Genomic DNA, 11920 nt, shown 5'->3' with positions numbered 1-11920 from the left:
GCACATTTTGATGAAAATGATGCTTAAGCGAGCAAATTTCAGGTGACAGGGTTTCGGATTTGGACTATTTCTTTGGGTGCTCTTCTCGTCTATTTTTGCTAGGATTTGAGATTCGCCTCTCATTTTTCGAAAAAAATAAGGTGTTGGAATGTTTCTATCCGACCAGGAGACCTAATGATATCGACTCCCATTCGACGATATGGGGCTACGATACTCATGTTACTCACCATGGCATTTTCTGGTGGGGTGCTTGCAAAGACGCACACGGATACAACGAGTAAGAAAGCCCACGTCATAAAGACGACAAGTAGTAAGGTTAGCAGTAAACAAGAGTATTCTCGCAATAGTGCAAAGAGTAGTTCACTTCCTGATTTGCGAAAATACCCTTCCGGAACACCAAGGAAAAAAGCGTTTCTCCGGACGGTAATGCCTTACATTACAAGTCAAAATGCCGCGATTACGGCGGATCGTAACTGGCTTATTTCTAAGCAGTACGACAGCCGCTGGTCGCCGTCCGAGCGTGCGCGCCTGAAAGAGATTGCCAAAAGCTATAAAGTAAGCTGGAACGGGAACACGCGTCGTGTGCCGTGGAACACCTTGCTTGAGCGTGTGGATATCATCCCGGGCAGCATGGTCGCAACGATGGCAGCAGCCGAAAGCGGCTGGGGGACCTCGAAGCTGGCCCGTAGCAACAACAACCTGTTCGGCATGAAATGTGCGAAAGGTCGTTGTACCAATGCGCCGGGTAAAGTGAAAGGCTACTCACAGTTTGAATCGGTAAAAGATTCCGTGAATGCTTATGTTGTGAATCTGAACACGCATCCGGCATATAAATCTTTCCGTAAGTCTCGTGCGCAGCTGCGTAAAGCTGACCAGGAAGTGACGGCGAGCAACATGATCCATAAGCTGAAAGGTTACTCAACTCAGGGCCAACGCTATAACAACTATCTGTTTGCGATGTACCAGGATAACCAGCGCTTAATTGCCGCACATATGTAACAGTAAAAAAAAGGCCTTCCACCCGGAAGGCCTTTTTTATTTAAATCAGTACCTCACTGTAGCGATCGCGATACTCTTTCGGCGTGGTGTCATACTCTTTTTTAAATACCGAATAGAAATATTGCAGCGACGGATACCCACACATCTGCGAAATCTCGTTAATAGAAAGCGACGTCGAAATCAGCAGGCTACGGGCTTTTTCCAGTTTTTCCGCATGAATAACCGCATGGATCGTCTCTCCCACCTCTTCTTTAAAACGCTTCTCAAGGTTTGAACGAGAAATACCTACCGCATCCAGCACCTGATCCACTTTGATACCTTTGCAGGCGTGGTTACGAATGTAGTGCATCGCCTGAATGACGGCCGGATCGTTCAGGGAACGGTAATCCGTTGAACGGCGCTCCACGACGCGGACCGGCGGCACCAGCAGGCGCTGCAAAGGCAGGCTTTCGTTATCCAGCAGCCGGTGCAGCAGCTTGGCCGCCTGATAGCCCATCTGACGTGTTCCTTGCGCCACGGATGACAACGCCACCCGTGAGAGGTAGCGGGTGAGTTCTTCGTTGTCGATGCCAATAACGCACAGTTTTTCCGGCACCGGGATATGCAGATGTTCGCACACCTGCAGCACGTGCCGGGCCCTGGCATCGGTCACGGCGATAATCCCGGTCTGCGGCGGCAGGGTTTGCAGCCAGTCGGCGAGGCGGTTCTGGGCGTGCTGCCAGTTTTCCGGGGCTGTTTCCAGCCCCTGATAGACGACGCCGCGATACTTCTCTTTTGCCACCAGCTGACAGAACGCATACTCCCGTTCCGCCGCCCAGCCTTTTCCGCTGGAAGCGGGCAGGCCATAAAAGGCGAAGCGGTGAACCCCTTTTTCTTTGAGATGAAGAAACGCGCTCTCAACCAGTGCGTGGTTGTCGGTCGCGATATAGTGCACGGCAGGGTAGTTTTCCGGTTTGTGGTAAGAGCCACCGACGCCGACGATGGGCACATCGACATCGACCAGCAGTTGCTGGATAACGGCGTCGTCAAAATCCGCGATAACGCCGTCGCCCAGCCACTCTTTGATATTATCGGTTCGCGTGCGGAAATCTTCTTCGATGAAAATATCCCACTCGGATTGCGACGCCTGCAAATATTCTCCAACGCCTTCGACAACCTGTCGGTCGTAAGCTTTGTTGGCATTGAATAACAACGTAATGCGGTGACGCTTCTCAAACATGGCGCTATTTTTCCAGAATCAGTGACAGGTGATAAGGCATCCTCAGGCGCGCCGTTTGGTTGCGGAATCCATCCATACCGCCAGCAACAAAATGGCCCCCTTAACGATATACTGCCAGAATGTCGGGACGTCCATCATACTCATTCCGTTATCCAGCGACGCCATAATAAATGCGCCCATCACCGCCCCTGCGACGCTGCCGACACCGCCAGCAAGACTGGTTCCGCCGATAACGCAGGCGGCGATGGCGTCGAGTTCCGCGATATTCCCCGCAGACGGAGAACCCGCTCCCAGACGCGAGCTTAAGATCAGGCCCGCCACGGCGACCATCAGGCCATTAATGGCAAAGACGGCAAGCTTGGTGCGTTCAACGTTGATACCGGACAGCCGTGCGGCTTCGAGGTTACCGCCAATGGCATAAATGCGACGGCCAAAGGCGGTACGGGTGGCCATAAACATTCCAGCCAGCAGCAGCAGAACCAGCAGTAACACCGGCGTTGGCACGCCGCGATAGTCGTTAAGCAGCCAGATGGCGCCCAGCACAATCATCGCCGTCAGCGCCTGACGGCCGACAACGGAGGTTGAAGGCGTCGTGGCTAACCCTAACGTCTGGCGGCGCATTCTGCCGCGCCACTGCCAGGCGACAAACGCCATCAGGCCAATCGCACCCAGGGTAAACCCGATCCCGTCGGAGAGATAACTCTGCCCAATCTGCGACATGGACGCGCTGGTAGGAGAAACGGTGGTGCCGTTGGTGATGCCAATCAGGATGCCGCGGAAGGCCAGCATTCCCGCCAGCGTGACGATAAACGACGGCACTTTGCGGTAGGCCACCCACCAGCCGTTCCAGGTACCGAGCACTAAACCAAGCAGCAAGGTGACGGCTACGGTGAGCGGTAGCGGCCAGCCCAGCCAGACGTCAAAAATCGCCGCCACGCCGCCCAGCAGGCCCATCATCGAGCCCACGGAGAGGTCGATTTCCGCGGAGATAATCACAAATACCATCCCCACCGCCAGAATGCCGGTAATGGCGGTCTGGCGCAGCAGGTTGGAGACGTTACGCGCGCTGAGATAAGAGCCGTCGGTCATCCAGGTAAAGAACAGCATAATCACCACGATGGCGGCAATCATGACAAACACCTGCAGATTGAGCGCCTTCAGCCCGGAAAACAGACCCGGTGCGGGTGCCGTGACTTTCAACTCAGATGGATTGCTTTTCGACATGGCGTTCGCTCCTTAGTGCGGCTTCCATTACCTGTTCCTGCGTCAGGTTCTGGTTTATCAGGTTGGCTTTCAGTTTTCCTTCGTGCATTACCAGTACCCGGTCGCTCAGACCCAGCACTTCGGGCAGCTCCGAGGAGATCACAATCACGGCGATACCCTGCTGGACCAGCTGGTTGATCAGCTTGTAGATTTCGTACTTCGCTCCGATATCAATCCCGCGGGTAGGTTCATCGAGGATCAAAATGCGCGGATTGAGCAGCAGGCAGCGGGCAAGGATCGCTTTCTGCTGATTACCGCCGCTCAGGCGGCCAATCGCCAGCTCCGGGGAGGAGGTTTTGACTTTTAGCCGCTGTAAGGACTGAAGAATGCAGTTCTGTTCTGCAGCATCATCCAGGCTGCTCAGCGTGCCGCTGAACTGATCCAGCGCGGCCAGGGTGATATTTTTGCCCACCGCCATCACCGGCACGATGCCGTCTTTTTTGCGATCTTCCGGCACCATCGCAATCCCTCGGGCAATGGCCTGCTGACAGTTTTTAATCTCAACCTGCTGTCCATCGATAAAGATGCTGCCTTCCCAGCGGCCGGGCCAGACGCCGAAAAGACACTGTACGGCTTCGGTGCGCCCGGCGCCGACCAGCCCCGCCACGCCCAGAATCTCACCGCGGTGCAGCGAAAAAGAGACGTCATTTACCCTTTTGATGTGGCGATTCACCGGATGCCAGGCGGTAAGGTGCTCGACGCGCAGCACCTCTTCACCCAGGGTATGGGGTTCATTTGGGTAGAGCGCGGTCAGCTCACGGCCAACCATCATGGTGATGATGTCGTCCTCACTCATCCCCTGCGCTTCACGGGTGCCGATATGCTGCCCGTCGCGAATGACACAGACCGTGTCAGATATGGCTTTCACTTCGTTGAGCTTGTGAGAGATATAAATGCAGGCAATACCGTGGTTTTGCAGGTCACGAATGATGTCCAGCAATACCGCGGTTTCCTGTTCCGTCAGCGACGCCGTCGGCTCATCGAGGATCAGCAGACGCACCTGCTTATTCAGCGCCTTGGCGATCTCCACCAGCTGCTGCTGCCCCAGCCCTAAGTCACCCACCCGGGTATCGGGGGAGATGGCGAGGCTCACCTGCGCCAGCAATTTTTCACAGCGCAGGGTCATGGTGTCGTAATCCAGCAGACCGTGACGGGTTATCTCGGCGCCGAGAAAGATATTCTCCAGCACCGTCAGATGCTTCACCAGCGCCAGCTCCTGGTGAATGATGGCGATCCCTTTGCGCTCGGTGTCACGTATGTGCGTGGCCTGCAGCGTTTCGCCGGAAAACACAATCTCACCCTCATAGCTGCCGTGGGGATAAATTCCGCACAGCACCTTCATTAAGGTGGATTTGCCGGAGCCATTTTCGCCGCACAACGACATGATCTCGCCGGGCTTTAAGCGCAGGCTGACATTATCGACAGCCTTCACCACGCCAAAGGTTTTGGTGATACTTTTCATTTCAAGTAAATAAGACATAACTGCCCCACATGACCCGAAGGAAAACAGTACAAGTCGATGCGCCCCCGCACGGCAGGGGCGATGATGGATTACAGTTCGCTCTTTTTGTGGAAACCGTCTTTCACAACCGTGGCGTCAATGTTCTCTTTATTGACTTCGATAGGGGTCAGCAGTCGGGAAGGGACATCTTTCAGGCCATTGTTTAAGCTGGCGTCCGCTTTAGGCTGTTGGTCATTGCCCAGCTCAACGGCAATTTCTGCGGCCGTGGTGGCAAGCTCGGTGATAGGTTTATAGACCGTCATGGTCTGGGTACCCGCCACAATACGTTTCACCCCGGCGAGATCCGCATCCTGCCCGGAGATCGCCACTTTTCCGGCCAGCCCCTGGGCGCTGAGTGCCTGGATGGCGCCGCCTGCGGTTGCGTCGTTGGAGGCGACAACGGCATCGATTTTGTTATTGTTGGCGGTTAAGGCGTTTTCCATAATCTTCAACGCGTTTTCGGGTAACCAGCCGTCCGCCCACTGGTCGCCAACGATCTTGATTTTGCCGTCATCAATATAAGGCTTCAGCACCTTCATCTGCCCGGCGCGGAACAGTTTGGCGTTGTTGTCTACCGGCGAGCCGCCCATCAGGAAATAATTGCCCTGAGGCACTTTGGCAACCAGGCTTTGCGCCTGTAATTCACCGACCTTTTCATTGTCGAAAGAAATATAATAATCGATGTCGGCATTATTAATCATGCGGTCATAGGCCAGCACTTTAATGCCTTCTTGTTTGGCTTCTTTTACCACGTTACTTAAAACCTGGCCGTTATACGGAATAATAACCAGCACATCGACGCCGCGGTTTATCATATTTTCGATTTGCGACATCTGGGTTTCTTCATTGCCATTGGCGGATTGCACAAAAACCTTTGCACCTAATGCTTCTGCCTTATTGACAAAAATATCGCGATCTTTTTGCCAGCGTTCCAGGCGAAGGTCATCAATCGCCATGCCGATTTTGACTTCTTTTGCATGACTCGCCGTACTCGCCAGCAGCAGCGATGCACAAAGAGTGAGGCACAGGTTCTTTATCTTCATAATTGTATTGCCTTTTGTAGGGTTAGGTTGCTGAGATAAAAGAAACAATCATTGCAAGAGACGTAGCAAATTCTTAACGGGGAACAGCAGACTGGCAATTACAGATTTTTATCTTCTCGTTATGATATTTGGTTTATTTTCGAATTTATGACCGCGATCGGATTTTAAATTACATAAGCGCTTAATTACACATGATTATGGAATTTGCGTGGTGAAATTCGTTTGGCTGCAAATTGATTTTGCGAGCCAGCGCACGTTTGTGCATTCTCTCAATAGCAGTGTGAAATAACGTAATTGAGCAACCTGCGATCGCTATTCACTATTACTCCAGTATCAACTCTTTGCCGCATCCCTGATTATGGAGCTCACTATGCAAGCTTATTTCGATCAACTCGATCGCGTTCGTTACGAAGGCCCGAAATCCTCTAATCCTTTAGCGTTTCGTCATTACAACCCGGACGAGCTGGTGCTGGGTAAGCGCATGGAAGATCACCTGCGATTCGCGGCCTGCTACTGGCACACCTTCTGCTGGAACGGTGCCGATATGTTTGGCGTGGGTTCCTTCGATCGTCCGTGGCAGCAGCCAGGGGACGCGCTGGCGCTGGCGAAGCGTAAAGCAGATGTCGCCTTTGAGTTCTTCCACAAGCTGAACGTGCCTTATTACTGCTTCCATGATGTTGACGTTTCACCGGAAGGCGCATCGTTGAAAGAGTATCTGAATAACTTTGCGCAGATGGTCGACGTGCTGGGCGAAAAACAACAGCAGAGCGGGGTGAAGCTGCTGTGGGGTACCGCTAACTGCTTTACCCATCCGCGCTATGGCGCAGGTGCCGCTACCAACCCGGATCCGGAAGTGTTCAGCTGGGCGGCGACCCAGGTGGTAACGGCAATGAACGCGACCCATAAGCTGGGCGGTGAAAACTACGTGCTGTGGGGCGGGCGTGAAGGCTACGAAACGCTGTTGAACACTGATTTACGTCAGGAGCGCGAGCAGATTGGCCGCTTCATGCAGATGGTGGTGGAGCATAAACACAAAATCGGTTTCCAGGGCACGCTGCTGATCGAGCCGAAGCCGCAGGAGCCGACCAAGCATCAGTACGATTACGATGTGGCTACGGTGTACGGTTTCCTGAAGCAGTTCGGGCTGGAAAAAGAGATCAAAGTGAATATCGAAGCCAACCACGCGACCCTCGCTGGCCACTCGTTCCATCACGAGATCGCCTCCGCTATCGCATTGGGTATTTTCGGCTCCGTGGATGCTAACCGCGGCGACCCGCAGCTGGGCTGGGATACCGATCAGTTCCCGGTCAGCGTGGAAGAGAATGCGCTGGTGATGTACGAAATTATCAAAGCGGGCGGGTTTACCACCGGCGGACTGAACTTTGATGCCAAAGTGCGCCGTCAGAGTACCGACAAATACGATCTCTTCTATGGTCATATTGGCGCTATGGACACGATGGCGCTGTCGCTGAAAGTGGCTGCCCGCATGATTGAAGATGGCGAGCTGGATAAGCGCGTGGCGAAACGCTACGGCGGCTGGAACAGTGAGCTGGGCCAGCAAATTTTGAAAGGTCAGTTATCGCTGACGGATATCGCGAAGTACGCTGAACAGCATAATCTGGCGCCACAGCATCAGAGTGGTCATCAGGAGTTGCTGGAAAACCTGGTTAATCATTATCTGTTTGATAAGTAACCGGGTATCGCCGGGCGGCGCGACGCTTGCCTGGCCTACGGTTAGCCCTGGCCCGGAACCGCTGCGTGCGTCCGGGCATTTCTGTTAAAGGAGTCACCGCAATGTATATCGGGATCGATCTTGGCACATCGGGTATTAAAGCCATTCTGTTAAATGAACAGGGTGACGTGCTGGCAACGCAAACCGAAAAATTGCACGTATCACGACCGCACCCGCTCTGGTCTGAACAGGATCCTGAAAGCTGGTGGCTGGCAACGGATCGCGCCCTGAAAGCACTGGGCCAACAGCACTCGCTGCGGGACGTTAAAGCGCTGGGGATTGCCGGGCAGATGCACGGCGCCACCCTGCTGGATAAGGACAACCGCGTGTTGCGCCCGGCAATTTTATGGAACGATGGCCGCTGCGGTGAAGAGTGCGCCCTGCTGGAAGCGCGCGTACCGACCTCAAGGGAGATCACCGGTAACCTGATGATGCCGGGCTTTACCGCGCCGAAGCTGCTGTGGGTAGAGCGCCATGAACCCGAGATTTTCAACCAGGTGGCGAAGGTGCTGCTGCCAAAAGATTATTTGCGTCTGCGGATGACCGGCGACTACGCCAGCGATATGTCCGATGCCGCAGGCACCATGTGGCTCGACGTGGCAAAACGCGACTGGAGCGAGACGATGCTCGAAGCCTGCCATCTCACCCGCGACCATATGCCTGCACTGTTCGAAGGTTGTGAACAGACGGGCACGCTGCTGCCGTCGGTAGCTGAGCAGTGGAACATGCCACCGGTGCCCGTGGTGGCGGGCGGGGGCGATAACGCCGCGGGCGCGGTTGGCGTGGGGATGGCCGATGCCGGACAGGCGATGCTGTCGCTGGGCACCTCCGGCGTTTATTTCGCCGTGAGCGACGGCTATCGCAGTAATCCGGACAGCGCGGTACACAGCTTCTGCCATGCGCTGCCCGGCAAATGGCACCTGATGTCGGTGATGCTCAGCGCGGCATCCTGTCTGGACTGGGCGGCGAAACTGACCGGGCTAGAGAACGTACCGGCTCTGCTCGACGCTGCACAGCAGGCCGATGAAAACGCGGGCACGGTCTGGTTCCTGCCCTATCTTTCCGGTGAGCGCACGCCGCATAACAACCCCCAGGCGAAAGGGGTCTTTTTTGGCTTATCCCATCAACATGGCCCGGCGGAACTGGCGCGCGCGGTGCTGGAAGGGGTGGGCTATGCCCTGGCAGATGGGATGGATGTGGTACATGAGTGCGGTTTACAACCGTCCAGCATTACGCTGATTGGCGGTGGGGCACGCAGCCCTTACTGGCGGCAAATGCTGGCGGATATTAGCGGGCAGCGGCTCGATTACCGTACCGGTGGGGATGTCGGGCCTGCACTGGGTGCCGCGCGTCTGGCGCAAATTGCACTGAATCCGGGCAAGCCGCTGTCGGCGCTGTTGCCGCAGCTTACGCTGGAACAGCAGCACATCCCGGACCCCGCACGTCATGCCCGCTATGCCGAGCGCCGCGAAGTGTTCCGCAAGATCTATCAGCAGCTTCTGCCGTTGATGTCGTGAAACAGCGCCGGGTGGTGGCTTCGCCTTACCCGGCCTGGGATCGTTGTAGGCCCGGTAAGCGAAGCGCCGCCGGGCGAGCAAGCCGCGCCTAGCTCACAAACCTGCGCGTATCAATGCGCTGCAACAGCATCGACAGCAGCAGGCTGACAGCCACCGTTATCGTGAAGATCCAGACGATATCCAGCAGCGGCCAGCTTTTTAACTCCACGCCGCGGGTGCGCAGGGCGTGGATCACCAGCGCGTGAAAACCGTAGATCCCAAGCGAGTGACGAGAAATTAACCCCAGCACCGGCAGGGGGCGCGCATTCAGCGTATTTTTCACCAGGGTAAATAATGAAACCGCGCAGATAAAGACCATCGGGCCGCAGTAGAGATACCAGGTATCGGCGAAGGTGCCGCGCCACTGCAGTTCATGCAGCGTACCGCGAGAGATCACCGCCACCGCGGCGATAAACAGGGCGGCACAAATCCCATTCAGCCAGCGCCTGCGGGTGTCCATCATGCCCAGGGCACGGCCCAACATGCCATAGAGCACGTAATAAAAGGTGTCGCCGTTGATATACAGATTGATTGGCAGCCATTCAAATCCATCAATTTTTTGCGAAACCGTGTTGGGATTGGCCAGGATGCCGATAACGATCATCAGCGCCAGCAGCATTTTACCGCTCGCGCTTTTCACCTGTAGCAGCGGGGAGAGCAGGTAAATCACGATAATGGCGAAGAAAAACCACAGGTGATAGAACACCGGTTTTTGCAGCAGGTAGCGCAGCGACAGTTCGCTGTTAATCGACGTAAACAGCACGATGTAGAGGAACGCCACGGTGCTGTAAAACAGCAGGCACAGCCCGATACGTAAAAAGTGGCGCGGTTGCGCACTGCGCTCGCCAAAAAAGAGATAGCCGGAGATCATGAAAAACAGCGGCACGCTCACCCGCGAGGCGGAGTTGAGTACGTTGGCGATATCCCAGTTAACGAGGCTGATGCTCGGGGCATTAGTGATATACCAGGTCGTGGTATGGATCATCACCACCATCAAACAGGCAATTCCCCGCAGATTATCAATCCAGTTAATTTTTTCCTGCATTCATCCCTCTGTTTACGCATTAAAAAGAGTCTGACTCTGATATTGCTTCAGACGCTCGTTGGAAAATTCTGAGTTTGCATCGTCCTGCTTGTGCCTGGGCGGTGAGATTCGCAGAATGCCGGGCCATACTCTATAAAGTTTAGATATTAAAAATAACAGCCACAGCACAGGGCGATAATATAAATGATGATGCGCGCGATATTGATTTTGCTTCCCGCGTTACTGGCCGGTTGCGCAGCGCAGGAGCCGCCGCCGGCGCAAAAAGCGCAAACCAAAAAAGTGAGTCCGGTACGTTCGCTGGATATGGAACAGCTGTGTAAGGATCGGGCGGCTCAGCGCTACAATACCGGTGCGCAAAAAATCGACGTCACCGGGTTCGAACAGTTTCAGGGTAGCTACGAGATGCAGGGGTTTACTGCCCGCAATGAGAGTTTCATCTGTTCTTTTGACGCTGACGGCCATTTTTTGCACCTTTCAATGCGCTAAGACCGCTTTATGACGAGCGGGCTGCGTCCTGAGACGCTGCCCGCTACGCTTATTTCCCAATTTTCCCTAAACAACCCCGTTTCGTACTGTATATCTTGCATCCGACGGGTATACTGATCCCTTCCATTTAAAACCACACGTATCCAGCACGAAATACTATGCAAAAGTTTGATACTAAGACCTTCCAGGGCCTGATCCTGACCTTACAGGATTACTGGGCTCGCCAGGGCTGCACCATTGTTCAACCTTTGGACATGGAAGTGGGCGCCGGCACCTCACACCCGATGACCAGCCTGCGCGCGCTGGGGCCAGAGCCGATGGCGACTGCCTATGTTCAGCCATCACGCCGCCCGACCGATGGTCGCTACGGTGAAAACCCGAACCGTTTACAGCATTACTATCAGTTCCAGGTGGTGATTAAGCCATCGCCAGACAACATTCAGGAGCTGTACCTCGGGTCGCTGAAAGAGCTGGGTATGGATCCGACCATTCACGACATTCGTTTCGTGGAAGATAACTGGGAAAACCCGACGCTGGGTGCCTGGGGTCTGGGTTGGGAAGTGTGGCTGAACGGTATGGAAGTGACGCAGTTCACCTACTTCCAGCAGGTTGGCGGTCTGGAATGTAAACCGATCACCGGTGAAATTACCTACGGTCTGGAACGTCTGGCCATGTACATTCAGGGCGTAGACAGCGTTTACGACCTGGTCTGGAGCGACGGCCCGCTGGGTAAAACCACCTACGGCGACGTGTTCCATCAGAACGAAGTGGAACAATCCACCTATAACTTCGAATACGCGGACGTGGACTTCCTGTTCACCTGCTTCGAGCAGTACGAGAAAGAGGCCCAGCAGCTGCTGGCGCTGGAAACTCCGCTGCCGCTGCCAGCCTACGAACGTATTCTGAAGGCCGCCCACAGCTTCAACCTGCTGGACGCCCGTAAAGCGATCTCCGTGACTGAACGTCAGCGCTACATTCTGCGTATTCGTACCCTGACTAAAGCCGTTGCAGAAGCTTATTACGCGTCCCGTGAAGCCCTTGGCTTCCCGATGTGCAACCGAAACAAATAAGAGGCG

At 54.8% G+C, this 11920-nt stretch carries 10 protein-coding genes; 5 read left to right on the top strand and 5 right to left on the bottom strand.

Features of this window, described 5'->3' with window-relative positions; genetic code table 11:
- Positions 1–174: 174 nt before the first annotated feature.
- Entirely contained in the window at positions 175–999 is an 825-nt protein-coding gene (locus MXM41_RS19005) for a protein bax (protein ID WP_325933697.1), read from the top strand.
- Between the two features lie 40 nt (positions 1000–1039).
- On the opposite strand, the gene xylR is transcribed toward MXM41_RS19005, so the two are convergent.
- The 4 genes from xylR to xylF all read right to left on the bottom strand — a co-directional run bounded on the left by xylR (position 1040) and on the right by xylF (position 6025).
- Positions 1040–2218: a D-xylose utilization transcriptional activator XylR gene (xylR, locus tag MXM41_RS19000; protein WP_325933696.1), complete on the bottom strand. Its 1179-nt coding sequence runs from the start codon at positions 2216–2218 to the stop codon at positions 1040–1042.
- Positions 2219–2260: 42 nt separating this feature from the next.
- The gene (xylH, locus tag MXM41_RS18995; RefSeq protein ID WP_325933694.1) at positions 2261–3442 is read right to left on the bottom strand and encodes a xylose ABC transporter permease XylH; all 1182 of its coding nucleotides are present in this window, start codon (positions 3440–3442) and stop codon (positions 2261–2263) included.
- Positions 3420–4961: a xylose ABC transporter ATP-binding protein gene (locus MXM41_RS18990; RefSeq protein WP_325933693.1), complete on the bottom strand. Its 1542-nt coding sequence runs from the start codon at positions 4959–4961 to the stop codon at positions 3420–3422. The genes xylH and MXM41_RS18990 overlap by 23 nt, the downstream gene beginning before the upstream one ends.
- Positions 4962–5032: 71 nt before the next feature.
- The gene (gene xylF / locus MXM41_RS18985) at positions 5033–6025 is read right to left on the bottom strand and encodes a D-xylose ABC transporter substrate-binding protein (RefSeq protein ID WP_325933691.1); all 993 of its coding nucleotides are present in this window, start codon (positions 6023–6025) and stop codon (positions 5033–5035) included.
- 370 nt (positions 6026–6395) lie between these two features.
- Here xylF and xylA point away from each other — a divergent pair, with 370 nt between their 5' ends.
- Together xylA and xylB are read left to right on the top strand one after the other, a co-directional pair.
- Positions 6396–7718: a xylose isomerase gene (gene xylA / locus MXM41_RS18980; protein ID WP_325933689.1), complete on the top strand. Its 1323-nt coding sequence runs from the start codon at positions 6396–6398 to the stop codon at positions 7716–7718.
- A 101-nt stretch (positions 7719–7819) separates the two neighbouring features.
- Positions 7820–9274: a xylulokinase gene (gene xylB / locus MXM41_RS18975; protein WP_325933687.1), complete on the top strand. Its 1455-nt coding sequence runs from the start codon at positions 7820–7822 to the stop codon at positions 9272–9274.
- Positions 9275–9362: 88 nt separating this feature from the next.
- Here the strand turns inward: xylB and MXM41_RS18970 are convergent, their stop codons facing one another.
- Positions 9363–10358, bottom strand: coding sequence for an acyltransferase (locus tag MXM41_RS18970; protein WP_325933685.1), 996 nt, complete (start codon positions 10356–10358; stop codon positions 9363–9365).
- Positions 10359–10541: 183 nt separating this feature from the next.
- Between MXM41_RS18970 and MXM41_RS18965 the strand changes: the two genes are divergently transcribed.
- Together MXM41_RS18965 and glyQ are read left to right on the top strand one after the other, a co-directional pair.
- Positions 10542–10844: a YsaB family lipoprotein gene (locus MXM41_RS18965; protein WP_325933683.1), complete on the top strand. Its 303-nt coding sequence runs from the start codon at positions 10542–10544 to the stop codon at positions 10842–10844.
- Positions 10845–11002: 158 nt separating this feature from the next.
- Entirely contained in the window at positions 11003–11914 is a 912-nt protein-coding gene (glyQ, locus tag MXM41_RS18960) for a glycine--tRNA ligase subunit alpha (RefSeq protein WP_003860141.1), read from the top strand.
- Positions 11915–11920: the final 6 nt, after the last annotated feature.

Origin of the sequence: Leclercia adecarboxylata, assembly GCF_035787115.1 — a bacterium.
Lineage (GTDB): Bacteria > Pseudomonadota > Gammaproteobacteria > Enterobacterales > Enterobacteriaceae > Enterobacter > Enterobacter adecarboxylatus_E.
The sequence above is the reverse complement of the archived record's forward strand: the minus strand, read 5'-3'. Positions and strand labels throughout refer to the sequence as shown.

Coding starts and splice junctions, on each gene's coding strand:
- xylH (WP_325933694.1), bottom strand. CDS start 3,442: ATGTCGAAAAGCAATCCATCTGAGTTGAAAGTCACGGCACCCGCACCG.
- xylR (WP_325933696.1), bottom strand. CDS start 2,218: ATGTTTGAGAAGCGTCACCGCATTACGTTGTTATTCAATGCCAACAAA.
- MXM41_RS18990 (WP_325933693.1), bottom strand. CDS start 4,961: ATGTCTTATTTACTTGAAATGAAAAGTATCACCAAAACCTTTGGCGTG.
- MXM41_RS18965 (WP_325933683.1), top strand. CDS start 10,542: ATGATGATGCGCGCGATATTGATTTTGCTTCCCGCGTTACTGGCCGGT.
- glyQ (WP_003860141.1), top strand. CDS start 11,003: ATGCAAAAGTTTGATACTAAGACCTTCCAGGGCCTGATCCTGACCTTA.
- xylB (WP_325933687.1), top strand. CDS start 7,820: ATGTATATCGGGATCGATCTTGGCACATCGGGTATTAAAGCCATTCTG.
- xylF (WP_325933691.1), bottom strand. CDS start 6,025: ATGAAGATAAAGAACCTGTGCCTCACTCTTTGTGCATCGCTGCTGCTG.
- xylA (WP_325933689.1), top strand. CDS start 6,396: ATGCAAGCTTATTTCGATCAACTCGATCGCGTTCGTTACGAAGGCCCG.
- MXM41_RS19005 (WP_325933697.1), top strand. CDS start 175: ATGATATCGACTCCCATTCGACGATATGGGGCTACGATACTCATGTTA.
- MXM41_RS18970 (WP_325933685.1), bottom strand. CDS start 10,358: ATGCAGGAAAAAATTAACTGGATTGATAATCTGCGGGGAATTGCCTGT.